This window comes from Corynebacterium meitnerae (assembly GCF_027570075.1).
Classification (GTDB): Bacteria; Actinomycetota; Actinomycetes; order Mycobacteriales; family Mycobacteriaceae; genus Corynebacterium; species Corynebacterium meitnerae.
This window is the reverse complement of sequence record NZ_JAKMUS010000001.1, coordinates 1-19,204: the sequence shown is the minus strand read 5'-3', so window position 1 is coordinate 19,204 and position 19,204 is coordinate 1. Positions and strand designations below refer to the sequence as shown.

At 60.0% G+C, this 19,204-nt stretch carries 16 protein-coding genes and 3 tRNA genes; 5 read left to right on the top strand and 14 right to left on the bottom strand.

Features of this window, described 5'->3' with window-relative positions:
• Window positions 1–25 precede the first annotated feature (25 nt).
• Window positions 26–424: a carboxymuconolactone decarboxylase family protein gene (locus L8U60_RS00095; protein ID WP_269964359.1), complete on the top strand. Its 399-nt coding sequence runs from the start codon at window positions 26–28 to the stop codon at window positions 422–424.
• A 247-nt stretch (window positions 425–671) separates the two neighbouring features.
• Window positions 672–1,760 (top strand): HNH endonuclease signature motif containing protein, encoded by a 1,089-nt coding sequence (locus tag L8U60_RS00090; RefSeq protein ID WP_269964358.1) that lies wholly within the window; start codon window positions 672–674, stop codon window positions 1,758–1,760.
• A gap of 117 nt (window positions 1,761–1,877) precedes the next feature.
• Here L8U60_RS00090 and L8U60_RS00085 read toward each other — a convergent pair.
• The 5 genes from L8U60_RS00085 to L8U60_RS00065 all read right to left on the bottom strand — a co-directional run bounded on the left by L8U60_RS00085 (window position 1,878) and on the right by L8U60_RS00065 (window position 5,034).
• A tRNA-Glu gene (locus L8U60_RS00085) sits at window positions 1,878–1,950 on the bottom strand.
• A 179-nt stretch (window positions 1,951–2,129) separates the two neighbouring features.
• Window positions 2,130–2,202, bottom strand: a tRNA-Glu gene (locus L8U60_RS00080).
• 46 nt (window positions 2,203–2,248) lie between these two features.
• Window positions 2,249–2,320: transfer RNA gene (locus L8U60_RS00075), tRNA-Gln, on the bottom strand.
• A 146-nt stretch (window positions 2,321–2,466) separates the two neighbouring features.
• Entirely contained in the window at window positions 2,467–3,969 is a 1,503-nt protein-coding gene (gene gltX / locus L8U60_RS00070; RefSeq protein WP_269964357.1) for a glutamate--tRNA ligase, read from the bottom strand.
• Window positions 3,970–3,996: 27 nt separating this feature from the next.
• Window positions 3,997–5,034 carry a CE1 family esterase gene (locus tag L8U60_RS00065; protein WP_269964356.1) on the bottom strand — a complete coding sequence of 346 codons (1,038 nt, stop codon included), beginning with the start codon at window positions 5,032–5,034 and terminating at the stop codon, window positions 3,997–3,999.
• Window positions 5,035–5,209: 175 nt separating this feature from the next.
• Between L8U60_RS00065 and L8U60_RS00060 the strand changes: the two genes are divergently transcribed.
• The gene (locus L8U60_RS00060; RefSeq protein WP_269964355.1) at window positions 5,210–6,334 is read left to right on the top strand and encodes an isochorismate synthase; all 1,125 of its coding nucleotides are present in this window, start codon (window positions 5,210–5,212) and stop codon (window positions 6,332–6,334) included.
• On the opposite strand, the gene L8U60_RS00055 is transcribed toward L8U60_RS00060, so the two are convergent.
• From L8U60_RS00055 to L8U60_RS00015, 9 genes are all read right to left on the bottom strand, one after another.
• Window positions 6,331–7,122, bottom strand: coding sequence for a fumarylacetoacetate hydrolase family protein (locus tag L8U60_RS00055; protein WP_269964354.1), 792 nt, complete (start codon window positions 7,120–7,122; stop codon window positions 6,331–6,333). The two genes, L8U60_RS00060 and L8U60_RS00055, sit on opposite strands and share 4 nt — an antisense overlap.
• Window positions 7,123–7,186: 64 nt before the next feature.
• Complete coding sequence (locus L8U60_RS00050; protein ID WP_269964353.1) at window positions 7,187–7,771, bottom strand: 3'-5' exonuclease; 585 nt, start codon at window positions 7,769–7,771, stop codon at window positions 7,187–7,189.
• On the bottom strand, window positions 7,772–9,634 hold the full coding sequence (locus tag L8U60_RS00045) for a DUF294 nucleotidyltransferase-like domain-containing protein (protein ID WP_269964352.1): 1,863 nt from the start codon (window positions 9,632–9,634) through the stop codon (window positions 7,772–7,774). It lies immediately after the preceding gene.
• Between the two features lie 70 nt (window positions 9,635–9,704).
• On the bottom strand, window positions 9,705–11,252 hold the full coding sequence (locus L8U60_RS00040) for a cell wall-binding repeat-containing protein (RefSeq protein WP_269964351.1): 1,548 nt from the start codon (window positions 11,250–11,252) through the stop codon (window positions 9,705–9,707).
• 10 nt (window positions 11,253–11,262) lie between these two features.
• The gene (locus L8U60_RS00035; protein WP_269964350.1) at window positions 11,263–12,279 is read right to left on the bottom strand and encodes a 3-isopropylmalate dehydrogenase; all 1,017 of its coding nucleotides are present in this window, start codon (window positions 12,277–12,279) and stop codon (window positions 11,263–11,265) included.
• Between the two features lie 61 nt (window positions 12,280–12,340).
• The gene (gene serA, locus L8U60_RS00030; RefSeq protein WP_269964349.1) at window positions 12,341–13,924 is read right to left on the bottom strand and encodes a phosphoglycerate dehydrogenase; all 1,584 of its coding nucleotides are present in this window, start codon (window positions 13,922–13,924) and stop codon (window positions 12,341–12,343) included.
• Between the two features lie 155 nt (window positions 13,925–14,079).
• On the bottom strand, window positions 14,080–14,904 hold the full coding sequence (locus L8U60_RS00025) for a hypothetical protein (RefSeq protein WP_269964348.1): 825 nt from the start codon (window positions 14,902–14,904) through the stop codon (window positions 14,080–14,082).
• 169 nt (window positions 14,905–15,073) lie between these two features.
• Window positions 15,074–16,837, bottom strand: a complete 1,764-nt coding sequence (locus tag L8U60_RS00020) for a DUF262 domain-containing protein (RefSeq protein WP_269964347.1) — start codon at window positions 16,835–16,837, stop codon at window positions 15,074–15,076.
• Between the two features lie 39 nt (window positions 16,838–16,876).
• A complete protein-coding gene (locus L8U60_RS00015; protein ID WP_269964346.1) occupies window positions 16,877–17,797 on the bottom strand; it encodes a cation diffusion facilitator family transporter in 921 nt (306 codons plus the stop codon).
• A 231-nt stretch (window positions 17,798–18,028) separates the two neighbouring features.
• On the opposite strand from L8U60_RS00015, the gene L8U60_RS00010 reads away from it, so the two are divergent.
• The gene (locus L8U60_RS00010; RefSeq protein WP_269964345.1) at window positions 18,029–18,484 is read left to right on the top strand and encodes a hypothetical protein; all 456 of its coding nucleotides are present in this window, start codon (window positions 18,029–18,031) and stop codon (window positions 18,482–18,484) included.
• Window positions 18,485–18,603: 119 nt separating this feature from the next.
• Window positions 18,604–18,936, top strand: coding sequence for a DUF2314 domain-containing protein (locus tag L8U60_RS00005; protein WP_269964344.1), 333 nt, complete (start codon window positions 18,604–18,606; stop codon window positions 18,934–18,936).
• Window positions 18,937–19,204 lie beyond the last annotated feature (268 nt).

Genomic DNA, 19,204 nt, shown 5'->3' with positions numbered 1-19,204 from the left:
TCACAAAAGGAAGCGACTTAGAACCATGACCGAGAAAGACAGCCGTTACGACGCCGGCATCGAAATCCGCCGTGCAGTCATGGGCGATGACTTCGTCGACGCCGCCCTGGCCCGCAACGCCGGAAAGGATGGCGAGCCACTCCAGAATCACATCACCGCCACCGTCTGGGGCTCCGTGTGGAACCGGCCCGGCCTGAGCCGCCGCGACCGCAGCTTGCTCAACATCGGCATGCTCGTGGCCCTTCGCGCGACTGAGGAGCTCCGCGGCCACATCCGTGGTGGCTTGGCCAACGGCCTCACACGCGAAGAGATCACCGAAGCCATCATCCACTCCTCCGGCTACTGCGGTGCCCCCGCAGCGCTCTCCGCCATGAAGGTCGCCCAAGAAGTCCTCGAGGCTGAACTCGGCCCCAAAGAGGACTAGCCCGCCGAAGGAAACAATCCAAGCGGGCAGAGCCACATCCACAACCCGCAACATCAACCGCCGAGTTTGATTCCGCGGTAAGTGTTTAAAACTTTTTTGGGTTTTTGTGGAACCGGCCTGTTTCTGCTGGTCCTCCGCTTCCTGCGCGGGCTTGAGCCCGCGCTCCCTGTGGATAGAATTTTGGGTTATCCACAGGTTTTTCGGGCCCTTCTCGCGCGTTGTTGCGTTTGCGTTTAGCGTGCGTGGCATGAACGCATTCGGATCACTGGTAACGGGTCTCACCAACCCGATCGAGGCCCTGGCAGACTTTGATGCCCAGGTACTCCTCGATGCTGGCTGCAGCCCTGCCCGTGTTCGCGAATTAGTAAAAGTCCACAAGGCCTACTACGGCAAAACCACGTTCACCCGCAAGCAAGCCAACGCCATCAAGATCGCGAAGTCGACGAAGAAGTCCATGGATCAACTCGTCTACATCGAATCCCGAGTAGCACTCATCACCGACCCCAAAGAGAAGTGGGACCTCCGCCTTGCCCTGCTTTCTGTTCCCGGCAATTACGACACGCTGAAGCGCCGCTCCAAGGACATCGTCCCGGAGGTAGACAAACCAGCGCCGGAACCCACAGTCCGGTATGGCCGCTCGAACAAGAAGAGGCGTCCTGTGACCATCATGGCCCTGGAAGAAGACGCGGCAGCTATTGAATTCGCGACCCGCCAAAACCTCACTGATGGTCCTGCCGGCCCGCAGATGTACGAAAAGCTCATGGCCATCCTGGGTCTTCGCCCCGACGAGAACGATCAACCCACTGGTATTGCTCCTGCAGTGCCGCGCCCCTTGGTGCTCATCCCACTGGACGAGCACATCACAATCATGAAAGGCGACGGCGACGACGTCATCCTGGGGCTCACCGACGGCACCACCATGACCGGTGCGGAGTTTTTGGCCCAGAACTTTGGGGACGTCCTAGAAGTAGCGATGTTCCACCCCCAAGAAGGCCCCGTCAACCTGTACGACACGCAACGCTTCGCCAACCAGAAACAACGCGACCTAGCCCGGGCCACAATGCCGACCTGTCCAGTACCAGACTGCCGACATGCAGCCGATAACTGCGAGGTCCACCACATCAAAGCCTGGTCCCAAGGTGGGTTAACCAATATGGATAACCTGGCGATGCTGTGCAGGTATCACAACCGCACCAACGACGATGACCCCGAACGTAGCTACCACGGGCGGGTGGAAAACATCAGAGGCACACCAATGTGGAGATCACCCCGCGGATACCTCATACCCAACACCGTCCACCCATTCGGAGCCATGACACTGCTCTACGGCAGATAACCCACCACCTCACCGAGTAGCCGGCTCGTCCGGCTACTCGGTGTGCCCGAAAAAGGGACTTGCATAAACGAGAAAATCCCTCCGAACCTGTTAACCAGATCCGGAGGGTCTTCGTTGTACCCCGTACGGGATTTGAACCCGTGTTACCGCCGTGAGAGGGCGACGTCCTAGGCCGCTAGACGAACGGGGCGCGCTCGCTGTTTTTTGCGACTTGCTAACAGTAAAGGACCAATAGAAAAAACACCAAACCGGCTGGTAAGAATAGCCATTTGGCGCCCGGAACCCCCTCACATTACCCCGCCAATACGGGTTGGACTCAACGAAAAAGTCCCTCCAAACCTGTTAACCAGATCCGGAGGGACTTCGTTGTACCCCGTACGGGATTTGAACCCGTGTTACCGCCGTGAGAGGGCGACGTCCTAGGCCGCTAGACGAACGGGGCGTAAGGACTTTTTGTCCTGCAGATCCTTATTGCTAATTCTCTGCAGCTGGCCTACCAGGACTCGAACCTAGAATGACGGTACCAGAAACCGTAGTGTTGCCAATTACACCATAGGCCATCGTTGCTGTTGAACTTCTTAAGTTCTTAAGCTGTTCAAGACAACGTGGGATACTATAACCACGCCCGAGCTATAGCACCAAATCGCCTGCTCAGGCGCGGTAAATAGTACCCCACATAGCAGGGCAAACTACCCTGCTGTGATTTCTACTGTGCTGGCTCTTCTGCCACGAATGGCGTGACGGCGCGTGCAGCACGCAAACGAGCGAGCGTGGATTCGCGGCCGAGGAGCTCCATGGACTCGAACAGCGGCGGGGAAACAGCTTCGCCAGAGACACCGACGCGCAGGGCGCCGAAGGCGACGCGGGGTTTGAGGCCGAGGTCGTCGATAAGCGCCTTGTTGAGTGCTGCTTCGATGTTCGGCGTAGTCCACTCCCCGACTGCTTCCAGCGCGGCAATGCCAGCGTCGAGCGGCTCGATGGCTGCTTCCTTGAGGTTCTTCTTCGCGGCGCGCTCATCGAGGGCGAGCTCAGCATCCGGGGTGACCAGGAACTTCAGCAGACCGTATGCGTCGGAGAGAACCTTGATGCGCGTCTGCACAAGGTCCGCGGCGATGGCGAACTTGTCAGCCGGGTAATCAGCCGGGAAGTCGGTGTACTCGGTGAGGTACTCGCGCAGGCGGTTCTTGAAGTCCTCCGGCTCGAGCATGCGAATGTGATCCGCGTTGATGGCCTCAAGCTTCTTCTGGTCGAAGCGAGCCGGGTTGGCCAGCACGTCAGACACGTCGAAGGCCTTCACAAACTCATCCACCGTGAAGATGTCCTGGTCGGCCGACAGGGACCACCCGAGCAGGGCCAAGTAGTTGATCATGCCCTCCGGGATGATGCCGTTGTCGCGGTGGTTGAACAGGTTGGACTCTGGGTCACGCTTGGACAGCTTCTTGTTGCCCTGCCCCATCACGAACGGCAGGTGACCGAATTCCGGGGTGAAATCGGTGACACCGATGCGCTGCAGTGCCTCGTACAAAGCGAGCTGACGCGGGGTGGACGAGAGCAGGTCCTCGCCGCGCAGGACATGTGTGATGCCCATGAGCGCGTCATCGACAGGGTTCACCAGGGTGTACAGCGGCGCACCGTTGGAACGCGCAACGACGTAGTCCGGCTGGGTGGCGGACTTGAATTCCACATCACCGCGCACGAGGTCGTGCCACTTCCAGTCCTTGTCCGGCATGCGCAGACGCCAGACCGGTTCGCGGCCTTCCGCCTTGAAGGCAGCGACCTGCTCCTCGGTGAGGTCGCGGTCAAAGTTGTCGTAGCCGAGCTGCGGGTCGCGGCCGGCGGCGATGTGACGCTCCTTGACCTCGTCGGCGGTGGAGTACGCCGGGTAGACCTCGCCGGCCTCAATCAGCTTGTCCAGGATGTCCTTGTAGATATCCATGCGCTGGGACTGGCGGTACGGCTCGTGCGGTCCCCCCTTGACCACACCTTCGTCCCATTCCATGCCAAGCCAGGTCAGCGAATCAATGATCGCCTGGTAGGACTCTTCAGAGTCACGCTTGGCATCAGTATCCTCGATGCGGAACACGAGCTTTCCCCCAGTGTGGCGCGCTTGCGCCCAGTTAAACAGCGCCGTGCGCACCATGCCCACGTGGGGCGTACCGGTAGGTGATGGGCAGAAACGAACGCGTACAGATGCGGCAGAGTCAGTCATGCCCACAACTGTAGCGCGCTGCCTTTTTTACTTCCTCACGTGGGAGAGAACCGCCCACATGTCATCGGCCACAGACGGGTTGTACCACCACGTGTGGTTGGACCCGTGCACCTTGATGGACTGAACCGGCTTGGAGCATCCATTTGCGGACACTCGCGTTGCATTGAAGCCAACCGGCGCCTGGCTAATGCGACCGACGTGGCAGCCATTACGGCGCTCATAGGAGCTGAACATCTGCGGCACACCCAAGTACGGGACGCCGTGGCGCACACCACCGTGGTAGTTCGTCAACGTGTCGCCGGTGCCGTGGTACGCAAGGAAGGCGACCGGAATGTTCTGGCACCCAGCATTCACGGGCGCGTAGTAGGCACCGGAAACACCGGCAACGCCAGCGAAGATATCGGCCATGTGACACGCAGAAACAGCGGCCATGCCGCCACCCGTAGACATACCGGTGGCGTAAATTCGGCCGCGGTCAATGTTGTAGTGACGGTGCAAATCATTGATCATCGCGCGCACAAAGGCAATGTCCTGGCCAGGACGCGAGGCAGCGGTCGGCGAGCCCTCCCAGGACCGACCAATCGCACGCGGGTACACGATGATGGCATCGCGCCCCACGGCAGATTCACGCAGCCGCGAGTAACCACGGAAGTGCTCCGCGGTGTCCTGGTATGCGGAGTACGCCACCATGACCGGCCAAGCACGCGATGGGTTGTAGCCATGCGGCACGTGGATGAGGTACCCGCGCCCATTAACGGAAAGCTCGCCGCTGTGCCCGTTGCCCACTGGCTGCGGCCCAGCGGGACGCCAAGCAGCTGCCGGCGGATTAATCGGGGCCGGCTGCGGAATGATGTTGCGCGGCACAGAGGATCCCTGTGGCAGCGCGCTGTTGATCTGATCCGCGAGGCCATTCCACGCACGGTTCGCGTCAAAGGCCGCCTGGCTTGACGGCGCGGTGATCGCGGAAATATCAGGCAGCTGCGCGTGCGCGGGCGCCTGCACAAGAGAGACAGCGAGCAAAGCCCCGGCAGCGATTGCAGACAGGCGCGAAGAAAACAGCTTCATGGTGGTCCTTCGAAAGATCGGTTCGCATGTGCTTATCGACGCTCGCCGCAACACACACCCCATTCATTGACTCTGAACACATTAGTAACACGTGAAAGTTTCTTCAACGCGGGATGTGTTTTTGCTGTCATCCTCCCTCTGGGTCTACATGCCTCACCCGCTAAGATGAAACCTCATGTCCTCCCGCCCTGATTCCGCACCCGATTCTGCCCCGGACTTTGCTCTGTCCCGGCCATCAGGCTCCGTGCGTACCCAAGGAGCGGCATCGACGTTTACCGATGTGTGGAGCGCAGTCCAGGCCCTCGACAAAGGCGCCGTGGACATGATCGTGGGCGCACTCCCCTTCGACCGCGATGCGCCGGCGGCACTCACTGTCCCAGAGCGGATTGTGCGGGAACCAGGGTGCCTGCAGCCGCATGAGTATTACAGGACGGGCCCGGGGGCCGTCGTTAATGCGCGCTTAGTGGGTTACGACCCAGAACCCCGCGAACACTTGCGGCGCGTCGAAGCGGCGATTGACACGATCCGTGAGTCTTTGCTGGACAAGGTCGTCCTGGCCCGCGCCGTTGACTTTGAGTTTGATCCTCCTGTTGATCCGCGCCTCGTGGCCGCGCGGCTCATCGACCTTTCTCACACACGCGATGGATTCATGGCGGATCTCTCACCCGCTGGATTGAAGGGCCACACGATTGTGGGTTCATCACCGGAGCTTCTCATTCGCCGTGAAGGGCGCAACATCTACTCGTATCCGCTCGCTGGATCGGCGCCACGCAATCCGGAAGACCCGGATGCAGATGCGGCAGCGGGCCAGGAACTCGCGGCTTCGGAGAAGAACCTCGAAGAGCATTCTTACGTTGTGGAACACATCCGGGAGATTCTTGAGCCCCTGTGTACCGAGCTCAACATCCCTTCACGGCCACAGCTTGAGGCCACGAATGAAATGTGGCACCTGGCTACCCCCATCAGTGGTGTGCTGAAAGATCCGGCACCGAGTGCGCTTGAACTAGCTGCGAAGCTCTACCCCACCCCAGCGGTCTGTGGCACACCGCAGCATGCGGCCGAGGCACTCATCACCACCGCCGAATCGGACCGTTCTTTCTACGCCGGCGCAGTCGGCTGGTCGACCTCTGATGGCGACGGCGAATACGTCGTGGCCATCCGCTGCGCTCAGGTCAATGAGGACGGTACGGCCGCCCGTGCTTGGGCCGGTGGCGGACTCGTTGCCTCCTCAAACGCAGAAGAGGAGCTTGCGGAAACAACCGCGAAGCTCCTCACTATCCAGCGTGCGCTGGGACTTTAAGCCCGCTCAACCGGGTTGCGCAGCGAGCCAATCCCCTCGACCTCGACCTCGATCACGTCCCCCGGGACCATCTCTGCGGTGCCTGCCGGGGAGCCAGTGCAGATGACGTCGCCTGGCAAGAGGGTGTAGGAAGCGGTAATGAACTCGATGATCTTGCCAAGCTTCCAGATCATCTGGTTCGAGTTCGAGTCCTGCTTCGTCTCCGTGACACCATCGTGGGTCAGGTGAGCCTTGATGGGCAGATCATCAAAATCAAACTTGTCCAGATCCGTCTCGATCCACGGGCCGAGCGGGCAGAATGTATCAATACCCTTAGCGCGCGCCCACTGGCCATCGGCGAACTGCAGGTCACGTGAGGAAACGTCATTCACGATGGTCACACCGCGAACAACAGACTTCCAGTCCTCTGCCTTGACGTTCTTGCACGGGGTGCCGATAACGAGCGCCAGCTCACCCTCAAACTCAACGCGGGTGGCGAAGTCCGGGATCTTAATGGCGGCTTCCGGGCCGATGACAGCTGTCGGCGGCTTAATAAACAGAGTCGGCGGCAGGTGCTCAGCGGACTGCTTAAACACCTCGGCAACGTGGTCGGCGTAATTGCGGCCAATGGCTACCACCTTGCTGGGCAGCATCGGTGCCAGGAGGCGCACGTCCTCTAGTGCCCACTCCTTACCGGTGTACTCCGGCTCCGTGAACGGGGTGCCTTTAATCTGCTTGGCAGTAGTGCCCTCGTCATCGATGACCGCGAAGGTCATTCCCTCAGGTGTCGCAATTCGTCCAAAACGCATGCAGAAGAGCATACGCCAGCGCGGAGCGGGCGGTGGCTCCAACCCAGCACAATCTTTTTCTGGCTTAGTTATCCTCCTTCGCAGCGGTGAGCGCCAGGTAAACCTCCGCGCATGCAATCGCGTCCGTCAATGCATTGTGATTGCCATATTCAGGCAGACCATGTCTGCGGCGCACACGCGCCAAGCGCAGGTCTTCACCACGCGGGTAAGTTCCCTTGCGTTCCATGCGGCGGCGCTCCATGGTCATCGTGTCCACCACCTCGTCCTCCCGGACACGCCATGTGTTGCCAAACACATCTTTGTGCAACGCGCCCAAGAATCCTGTTTCCATCTGGGCGAAGTGCGCGAGGATCTTTCGTCCCTCCACAGCTTTCAGAAACTTCTGGAGGGCTTCCGCTGCTGGAACGCCATCACGTTCCACGTCCTCATCAGTCACGCCATGAACGGTTGCTGAATCCCCCACATGCGCCCCGCTGAGCACGCAATACCCCGCTCCGGAGAGGTCAATCACGCGGTCATTCACCGGCACCCAGCCGATGGACACCAATTCATGTACGCCAGGTTTCAGTCCCGTCGTTTCCACATCCACCGCGAGCAAGGCCCCCGGGGCGATGTCGCGCTTAGGAGGCCCAAACAGACCAGAGAGCATCTAGATCGACCTCACTGGGAACTTCGAAGCCATGGCAGCCTGGAGCGCCTTAATAATGCGGAACGAGTCCCGCAGCGCATCACGGTCCAACGAAGCCATTTTCGACGGATCTATGTGGTAGTTCGGCGTCTCCCCCGTCCGCACCTGTTCTGCTTGGTGGCGCAGCGCCAGGTTGGAGATGTGGTTGTACGCGCGTTGAAGGTCCTCGGCACCCCGAACGGAGATACTCTCACCAGCGGCTTGCTCGATGCGTTCCTGCGTGCCCACAACGGTGGTGCCTGCCAGAATTCCGTACAGCCGTGCCATCTGCACAACGGCCGCGGTACCACCCTTCTTCACATCCAGAGTGTCCGCGTATTCACCGGACCGCTCCACCACAAACCCGCGGAAGAACCCGATCGGCGGTTCACGCCGCGTAGCCAATGCAGCTAAATGCGCGTGGAGGCGCTTCGAGCCACGCGCGGACACAACGGCGTTCTCATGCACTCGCTGCGCCATCTCCTCATCCCCAAACAGACACCGGAAATCAAAGAACACCTGAGCGTTCAGCAGCGCCTCAGACTCCGGAGCAGTGATCCAGCCGTGGAAGGTTCGGTTCCACTCACTCTCCGTCATCCGCCATTGCGGCGAGGACGCCATCATGTCGCCTGGACACAGCGCCTGCCCGGCATCCGCAAGGCCCATGCAGATGTAGTCGGTGAAGCGTTGGAAGTACTCGCCGTGTGCGGCTTCGTCGTAAAGCTCGGACAGCACCAGCGCGTTGTCCTGATCAGAAGCCGGGCCCATCTCCCGCCGTGCTTGGGAGCCCACAGCCACAAAAGCGAAAGGCACCGGCGCAGGGCCAAGTTCTTCATAGGCCAGCTCAGCGAGACGCCGCGCAATCGCATCCGCAATGCCAGTGAGAAGGTGTTGCACATCGCTTGCCGACGACCCCCTCTCCACAAACCTCGCCGCCACCGCCGCCGCGCGCTTGTATGCATCACGCAGCTCTTCCCTGGTGCTGCCGGCCACATCCGCAGCGAGATAAATCGGGTCCGACTGCAGCTGATGCATGACGTCACTACTGGTCAGAACACCAATGATCTCCGACCCCGACTCCACGACAGGAAGGTGGTGGATGCCGTGCTCACTCATCACCAACATGGCTTCAAAGAGCAGGGTTTCTGCGCCGATGGTGCGCACTGGGGAGGTCATGACATCGGAGACGGGCGCATCCGTCGAAAAGCCTTGCGCAACCACGCGACCACGCAGATCGCGGTCAGTGAGAATGCCGATCTCCCCGTCCTTGTCCCCTGGCGTGACCACGATGCACGACACGTCACACTCCGTCATCCGCACAGCTGCATCGCGGATGGATGCGGTAGCTTCCACCGTGACCAAGTTGCCGGTCTTGATCATCTCGCTGACGTTGGTGCGGAGAGTGTCCGAATTGCCGGGATCATTGAGCTCCTGGGCGTAGGCAGCTACGCGGCGGGACAAGGATTGGAAGAAGCGGAGGATGTCGGGGTGTTCGTCGATAAGCGTTGTGAACGCCTCGCGCGGCAGGACAAGCAGAATGCTGTCCTCCACGGCGACCATCGTGTACTCCGACTCCGGGGCACCAACAAGTGTGGAATACCCAAAGTTGCGGCCGGACTCGCGCCGGTCAATGAGCGCATCACCTTCGGCGAGCACATCCACCGCGCCCGAACGAATGATGTACAGATTGTCATTGACCTGACCGCGCGAAATGATCACTTCGCCACGACGCACGTAAATAATCTGCATGTGCCGCGGCAGAGCGGACAAGGCCTCGTCCGGCAGGTGTGAAAACGGTTCGTGCTGGGCGAGGAAGCCACGCACCTCATCGAGCTCAACTGTCATGCGCTTAGAGTGCCAGAAACTCCGGCCACGCATACACGCTTTGACGGTTTTGCTCTGTGAAGTAGGTCAACTACTGGTAGCTGACAAACCACGGACGAGGATTCACCTGGGTATAGGTCTGCTCCGGAGTGAACATCGGTTGGTCCTCATCGATGAAGTTCTTCCACGCCACGAAGAAGCGCGGATCGAGGTTCTCCAGCAGGATGTTCCAGGTATCGAATTTCTGGCCCGGAGTGCCGTGACCATCAGCATGAAGGATGAAGGACAGCTCTGGGTGGTCGGTGTTGATGTTCTGGCGGTCCGGCAGCATCGCCACCTGGAACTGGTGGACGATGAGGGCCTTCTGCGGCAGGTTGTTTGTCCGGGTGAGCTCCGCCAGCCACTCGGTGACCTCGTTAATCCCCGCGGCATCTGCGGAACCCACCTGTGCTGCCGGCGCCTGCCCCGGCTTTAGTTTCCATTCAGCATCCAGAGCCAAGCCCACGTTGGGGCGCTTGAGCAGCTCCTCGTAGATGAGAGCCTGCTCCTTGAACGTAGCGAGACCCGGCTGCAAGTCAATCACGGCGTACCCACCCGCTTCGGTGATCGCATCGATATACGGCACAAGCTCGGCGGGATCCGTCTCATTAGTGAAATTGCCATCATCCCCGGGTCCACCGGAGGCCACCGTCGCAATGACCTCAAATGCCGGGATGATGAGCTCATCGGTGTACTCGCGGTACTGCTCCACCCAATTCTGGGCGACCTGCACCGCCTCAGCTGGCGGCTGCTCCCCCATCTGCCCCAAAGCGGGACCCGACGGGTGACCGTAGAGCGCAACCATACGCCGGCCGGGGAAGACGAGTCCGCCCCCACCCGGGAGTTCGCCGTTGGCAGCCATGTCGACGGCTCCACGGAAATACTCGGACGAACCGAACTGGTGGCCAAGCGCAACCGCCTGCTTGCCTTGAACCTGATCCATTGATTCCCGGGTCACGCGGGGATCCGGATGGGACAACACCGTGATGGGAATGCGCTTTGCAGTCGCAGTGGCCACCGCTGCCAACGAGGTCGCCTCAGTTGCCAGAACTGGGGTTTTGGCTGGATTCACCGAGGATGCACCGCGTTCGATGATCTGGGGTACGCCGGGACCTGCGTCAGGGGCAAGGGGCGGGGTTTCGTCGATAAGCGCGAGGTCCTCCGCGTCTTCCTCCGCCTCCATGGAAGTGTCCGCGGGATCCTCTGATGAAACCTGAATTCGGCGCTGCGCACCGAGGCGGGAGACCTCCTTCTCCACGCCCTCTTCCGTGCCCGGATGACGGATCAGCATCGGCGCGCCAAGGTCAACGGCGATAGCGGCTGCCTTGAGCTGAGCATCCTGGGATGAGGCCGAAATGACCACGTCATTGGCGGTTTCAAAGAACGCCTTAGAGGCATCGATGCCCGTGCCATCAACATCCGCGAGAACTGTGGAGCCGCCCTCAACTAAGGAATGAAGCAGGGCATCTGTCTCGGACAGCTTCTCGGCGGTGAGTTCAGGTTTTGCTGTACACGCGGAAACGCCCATCCCCACGGACAGACTGACTGCAAAAGCAGCAACAGTACGGACCCGACGGGATGGGCGGTGTGAAGCACGCATGGGCCGAAGCCTACTTGAGAGCTTCAGCAATCCTTGTGCCGACTCGCTCGGTGACAACCGCTTCGCCGCCACGCTGAGTGACATCCTGTGCCACAGCATCCTCGATGCGTACGGCGTTGTCCTCATCGCCGAGCCAGCGCAGCATCATCGCCACGGACAAGATCATGGCGGTCGGATCAGCGATTCCCTGGCCAGCGATATCAGGCGCGGAGCCATGGACCGGCTCGAACATGGACGGGTTCGTGCGCGATGCATCGATGTTGCCGGAGCAGGCCAACCCCACACCGCCAGCGACAGCACCAGCCAGATCGGTGAGGATGTCGCCGAAGAGGTTGTCCGTCACGATGACGTCGTAGCGCTCCGGATCCGTGACCATATAGATGGTCGCAGCGTCGATGTGGTTGTAGTCCACCTCAACATCCGGGTACTCCGCGGCAACATCGTTGACGGTGTTCTGCCACAGCGCACCAGCGTTAGTCAGCACGTTGGTCTTGTGCACGAGCGTCAACTTCTTGCGGCGTTCCATCGCCGTTTCAAAGCCGTGACGCACGAGGCGCTCCACGCCGTAGCGGGTGTTCTGCGAAACTTCGCTGGCCACCTCTGCCGGGGTGCCCTGACGCAGGGTACCGCCGTTACCGCAGTACAAACCCTCCGTGCCCTCACGCACCACAACGAAGTCAATGTTGCCTGGGTTAGCCAGGGGGCTCACCGCGGTTGGGTACAGCTTCGATGGGCGCAGGTTCACAAAGTGATCCAGATTGAAGCGCAGCGGGAGCAGCAGGCCACGCTCCAGAACGCCGGCCGGGACGCGGTCTGGGTCACCGATCGCGCCGAGCAGAATGGCATCGTGCTCACGCAGGCTCGCCACATCCTCCTCCGTGAGCAGCTCCCCGTTGCGCAGGTAGCGCCGAGCACCGAGATCGTACTCAGTGAACTCAATGTCCTGGCGTACCGCGTTGAGAACCTTGAGGCCCTCCGCCATCACCTCGGGGCCGATTCCGTCGCCTGCAATAACCGCGATCTTCATGTGGTGTGTCACCTTTCTTCCCGTTTGAGGGTGGCTTGAGGGCTGATGTGCCAAATGGGTTTTAGTCCAGAACCAGCTGGAAGCTAGATGCCTGGATGGACTCGGCGATGGTCTTTTCCAGATCCGCCGGGATCTCAGCCTCAACGCGAAGGATGAGGAAGGCGCCGTCGCCCTTCACTGCCTGGGTCAAAGCAGCAGCCTCAATGTTGATGCCCTTCTCACCCAGCTGGCTACCAACCTTGCCCAGTGCACCAGGCTGGTCGGTGTAGGACAGGAAGAGGTTGCGGCCCTCTGCACGCATGTCCACGCCACGGCCGTTGATGCGCACGATCTTCTCCACGTGCTCGAGGCTGGTCAGCGCACCTTCAACGGTTGCGGTGGAGCCGTTCGCGGACACAACCTGGACCTCCAGGGAGGAGCGGTGGCCGCGGGATTCGGTGGCAACGCCGGAATCGAATTCGAGGCCACGGGCTTCTGCAATCGCCGGGGCGTTCACGAAGGTGACGGGCTCTTCCACGATGCCGGAGAACAGGCCGCGTACTGCGGACAGTGCCAGCGTGGAGGGGTCCTCGGTGGACAGCTCGCCGCGGGCGGTGACGCGGAGGGAGACAGGGGCGTCGTCAAGCAGGTTGCCTGCGAGGAGACCAAGCTTGCGCGCGAGCTCAAGCCATGCAGCGACCTCTTCGCCCACGGCGCCACCGACAACGTTGACGGCATCCGGAACGAACTCGCCTGCGAGTGCCTTGAGTACGGAACCAGCAACGTCCGTACCTGCGCGGTCCTGCGCCTCAGCGGTGGATGCACCCAGGTGCGGTGTCACAACAACCTCATCCAGCGCGAACAGCGGGGAGTCCATGCACGGCTCGGTGGCGTACACGTCAAAACCGGCGCCACGGATCTTGCCGTTGGTGATTGCATCCGCCAGAGCCTGCTCATCCACCAGGCCACCACGTGCGGCGTTGATGATGATCTGGCCTTCCTTGGCCTTTGCCAGCAGCTCAGCGTTGAACATTCCCTGCGTTTCCTTGGTCTTGGGCAGGTGGATGGTCACAAAATCAGCGCGGGAGACGAGCTCCTCCAGCTCCACGAGCTCCACACCAAGCTGTGCGGCGCGTGCTGGGTTCGCATACGGGTCATAAGCAATGACGGTGGTTTCAAAAGCGGAAAGACGCTGTGCGAAGAGCTGACCAATGTGGCCAAAGCCGACGATGCCCACGGTCTTGCCAAAGATTTCTACGCCCTTGAAGGAGGAACGCTTCCACTCACCGTCACGCAGAGTCTTGTCCGCAGCCGGGATCTGACGTGCGGTGGACAGAAGCAGAGCAATGGCGTGCTCACATGCGGAGTGAATGTTGGAGGTCGGAGCGTTGACAACCATGACGCCGCGCTTGGTTGCGGTGTCCACGTCTACGTTGTCCAGGCCAACACCGGCACGACCCACGATGCGCAGGTTCGGTGCGGCTTCCAGGACTTCAGCGTCAACAGTCGTTGCGGAGCGAACGAGCAGCGCCTCCGCTTCCGGTACCGCAGCGAGAAGCTCAGCGCGGTTCGGACCGTCTACCCAACGCACCTCCACTGCATCTCCGAGTGCGTCCACGGTGGACTGGGCGAGCTTGTCTGCAATGAGGACAACGGGTTTAGACACGGTATTTACATCTCCTGCTAAGTGGGTTGGTGCACGTCACTGTGCATTCGCTTCTGGCAGCGTCGATTATTTTATGCGTACTCGCGTGTATTCCCCTATTTCAGGGTTCTATTTCATGCACGCTTGCTTATCGACGTCTCCCCTGCCCGCCCTCTTCACGATTCTTGCGGCAGTTCCTCCACACCCGCGAAGCTCCGTTGCCCGGCAGACGCTTCAGCCGCGCGGATGCGACTACGCAACTCTTCTGCAGTTCCAAACTCTGGCCCTAAAGCAATCAACGGGCGGTCGGCCAATCCAACTGTGACGAGCAATGCGCGATAATCCACGCGCGGATCCGGATTGTCCACCACGTAGACCGATGCGCCGAACGCGCGGGCAGTTGCGATTGCGGGCAGCGGCGTCGAGGAAAGCGCGATCACATGGGGTGCCATTTCCGCATTGTGACGAGACTGGAGGGGAACAACTCCGTCTTTGGCACCGTCCGCCACGTGTTGCTCTCCCCCATAGCCACCCTTTAACCACATGGGATCATTCGGATCCAAGGCAGCCACGGCGGCCGCTGCTTGTTTAGGTGTCTCCACCACTTTTTCACCGAACTTAAGTGACGTGGCCTTCTCCAACGCTTCCACGCCACCCGGGTCCCGGATCACGGTGAGCTTCTCTGAGTAATTGAGCAAAGACACATCCCCGACCGCAAAGACAGTGTGTGCCCCTAATCGTTCGATCTCCTGAACAACAGCTGCATGGTGCTCGCGGGAGTACACCACCATCGGTGCATGTGCAACGACCGCCAGCGACGCTGCGCGCAGCTGTGACTGCGGATCAGCATCACTGATAATCAGCACCTCTGATGTATCGAAGAAGATCGTGGAAGCCTCGAATCCCAGCGGGTCATCCACCACTACTGGCGTTGGTTCAAAGCGCTCCGACACATGGTTTGACCCGTTCACCGCACGCGCCTGCTGAAGCAGTGGATTCACGGTTGTGGTGGGTGAGGTGGGTGACTGTGGTTGCTCCGTGGCATCGTCGTTAAGCGATGTACATGCAACGAGACCCAGCGAAAGGCACGCGACAACACCACAGACCGATAATCTCTGTGCTGCTTTGCTGAGCTGAGTCACGTCTCCTCGCTATCCCTTATTGCTGTGCTTACTCACCGACGTTACCGTCACGCACGACCGGCTTGTCCATGGCGTATTCGATCATTCCAATGAAGCGCTCCGCGCGGTCAGCGAAGAAGGCCTGCCAGTTGGATGTCAGGAGGTATTCCGGAACGAGCTCATGCGTAGCCAGCACCGCATCGAATTCGGAATCCTCCATGATCGACTTCGACTGAAGCCGCGACAGGTAACGCTTGGGATCACCGCTTTCCATCACGCCTTCGGTGCGCTTGCCCAAGGGCGTGCGGTTCAATACTGATTCCGCGAGCTGTTCATCAATCTCATGCGCCCGGCAGTACTTCTCGGGGAAGACTTGGTAGAAATCCGGGTGCAGTTCTTCCACGCTCGCCACGTCAAAAGTCTTACCCGTGCGCCAATCCCGCGCGCCTCGCGCCATGAGCAATGAGTACATCCCGCGATACACGGCGGTTTCAGGGCCGGCTGTGAGCAGGCGGGACTCCGCAAACTGCGCGTCCGTGACCGTCTTGGGCGCCTCATCCGTTGTGCCCATGGCCCACGGGGTGACCTGATCAACGTCAATGCCAGCGCGAATGGACGGGGAATGTGCGCCATAGAGCTCCCCAAAGACACCGCACCAGAACCACTGGTTGATGCGGTCCGTGGTGGTCTGCTCTTCACAGGTGATGTTGTCACGCTCTTTGCCAAGGCGCGCGAGAATCACCGCGAGCGGCACCAATTGGTGTGAATACGGCACCTGATCCACGGTGAAGATGCAGCGCTCTTCCAAGAACACTGCGGTGCGCTCAAACGCCGCGAGCAATTCGCGCGATGCCCATAGATAGTCCTGAAGACGCAGATTGAGGATGTCGCCGCGGTGCCCACGGGATTGTCCCGTTTCGCTCGAGACCAGCAGCGCAACACCACGGAGGAACCGCACGCGATCAATCTCATCCAGCGCCGGGTGATCCCGCAATTCCTTTTCGCACTGTTCCCAGTGTTGTGCCAAGGAGAACTCGGGGTCTTCCAGCGCGAAGCTGGCAGTGAGGAGTTCAAAGACATCCATCGGAACACCCTGGGAGTTTGCCTGCGCGAAAATCTGCCCCACCCCGATCTGGGAGGTTCCGCGATCAAGGCGTGTCATAGGAATGTCGTAGGCAGCTAATGGCCGCAGCACGCGACGGTGGAATTCCTTCACACTTTCGCGCAGGGCTGGGTCCTCCGTGTTGGCAGCCATGTCGAAGAGCAGATCATTGCCTTCTTCCCACAGCAGCGATGAGACGGGGACAACGTAGTTGTCCACCATCGTGTCGCGGGTGGTAATTCCACCAGGGATGGCCGGGCCGAAGTGGGAGCGGACGACGCCGTCATCGTCGATAGCAAAAACTGCTTCTTCCGGGATCGGGTCCGATTGCACGGCCAAACGGACATCCACGAAAAAGCGGCGGAAGATTCTCCGCCCGCGGAAATCAAGTACCTCCACGCGACCGTCGCCCTGAAGCGTGGAGTACAGCGATGACAGACGCTGCTGCCCATCGAGCAACAGCAACCCCGGATTGCTTTGCGCCGCCGGCGCTCCAGGAAGCGGGCGCGGACTAAACCGCATGGGCTCATTCCGTGTATCCAGCGCCAGCAGTGTGCCAACCGGGTAACCACGAAGAACAGTGGAGATGAGCGTACGAGTACGGTCCACATCCCACAAGTACGTGTGCTGAAAATCAGGAATCTGAAGTTCGCCACGTTCGGCACGTGCGAACAAGTCTGTCAAGGAGTAGCTCGGCGTTGTAAAGCCCATGCGCCCAACTGTAGAGGACACCGGCGGATCGAGCTGGGTTTAGAGGTTCTCCCCCGCCTCCTCTGGCGCACACACAACTTCGTGGTTCACGTGCCCCGGCGGCTCGATCTGAATCGTCGCGTGACCAACACCCAGCTCCGCGAGTTTTGCCTGAGCGCGATCCAGCAGAATCCCATGGTCCGCGCGCGTAATCAGGTGCACGGTGCACAGCACGTTGTTGCCACTCATCGACCACAGATGCAGGTCATGGATCCCCTCCACACCTTCGAGCGTCAACAATTCATCAGCCACAACATCTGGGTCAAAGCCCTCAGGAACGCGCTCAAGCAGAATGCTTGTCGACGTCTTCAGCAGCCCCCACGCCCTCGGCAACACCATGCCGGCAATGATGAGGGACGCGATCACGTCCGCTGCCTGGAATCCCGTCGTAGCAATGACAATGCCGGCCACGATCACAGCCACCGATCCGGCCATATCCACCAAAACGTGAAGGTAAGCACCTTCGACGTTGATGGAATCCTTGCGCTGGCGGTGCAGCACCAATGCGGATGCCGCATTAGCCACAAGACCAATGATGGCGATGATGATCATCGTGCGGCTGGCGATCTCTGCTCCCCGTCCGAGACGCGATACGGCCTCATACACGATCCACAGCGACACCACGCCCACCGTCACTGCGTTAATAGCAGCGGCGAGAACCTCTGCTCGGCGGTACCCAAACGTGGCAAAACGTGACACTTGCTTACGCCCAATCAATACGGCGACGAGCGCGATGATCATCCCCGTTGCGTCAGAAAGCATGTGCATCGCATCCGCCAACAACGCCATGGACCCGGATAACCAGCCGCCGATGAGCTCCGCGAAGAAAACAACACCAGTGATGGTCAGCGCAATGGCCAACGAACGTACGGAAGCATCCGTGCCACCGTGATCATGGTGGTGGTGCGAGTGATCATGCATGACCCCCACTTTATGACAATTCGATACTTAATGACAATTTATTGAAAATAGGGTGGCCTCATTCACGTCCAGCTGCCAGGCCATCCACCTGCTGCGATGCGTGATATCGCCCTATTCTCGCGACGACACGGCATGCAACGCGCCTGAAAAGATCACGTCACTCAACGCAAAAACTTGTTAGCGTGGGCATCTGACTGCGTTATTTAGGTTATTTAGAAAGGTAGACCGATAATGACCAACCAGGACCCCAACAACCTTGGACACGGCAACCCGATTAATGACGAAACCCGTATCCAGGACGTCCACACCGAGTCCATGCCGGCTGCAACCGAGGACACTGCGGCTGCATACGCTGACACCGCTGAGACCGCACCGGCTGCAGGAACCGCCGACAACACCGGCAGTGGCTGGTGGAAGTGGCTGCTCGGCCTGATCGCTCTGGTCCTGTTGGGCTGGCTTATCTGGGCACTGGCCACCGGCAGCGGCGAGGAGGCTTCCACCGAGAAGACCACCACCATCATCGGCACCACCACTGTCGACGTGACCACCACCGTGGCACCAGCTGAAGAGGCCCCGGCACCGGCCGAAGGCGCGCCAGCTGAGGGCGCTCCGGCAGAAGCACCTGCCGAGGAAGCCCCGGCTGAGGCTCCTGCAGAGGGCGCCCCAGCACCAGCACCGGCTAACTAAGCCACAACGGTTTTACCGGGCGCGAAGGAAACACTTCCTTCGGGCCCGTTTTTCTATGCCTTCGCCACGTCACCGCAACAAGAAGGGGGCATGTCGCACCCGTCTGCAACAATGCGCGCATGAACAACGAACTGTTTGAAATGCCCATCCCCGTCGACTACCACCTCGACAACGGCGAAAAGCTACACGCTGCGAACCCAACTACTTTCATAATCCCCCACCGCATTAAGCGCGAGAACCTTGCCGTTGGCACGCTAGTGAAGCTCGTGTTCCTCCTTGATGATCCCCCGGCAGATCAACCGAACGGTGAACGCATGTGGGTAAAAATATCCGCACTGCAAGGCAGGAATTATGTCGGCGAATTAAGGAATGAACCGGTCTTGATACAAGGCGCTAAGCTCGGCGATTTCATCGAGTTCGGCCCGGAGCACGTCATTGACATCCACGAGTAGTGGCTCACGGCTATCCCCGGAAATGCAGCTCAGGCGTACCGTGAGGGCATGCCCATCAATACAGATAGTGTCAGAAAGATATAGGGGGATCTTGCAACCACCAAAGCCTCCCGAGAAGAGCTGTATAAGTTCTTTCATCAGAACCCTGAACTATCCATGCAGGAGCACCGCACCGCAGAACGGATTGTTCAAGAGCTCGAAGCCTCTAGCATTCCTACATGTCGTATTAGCGAAACCAGAGTTCTTGCCATCGTTGAAAACGGTGAGG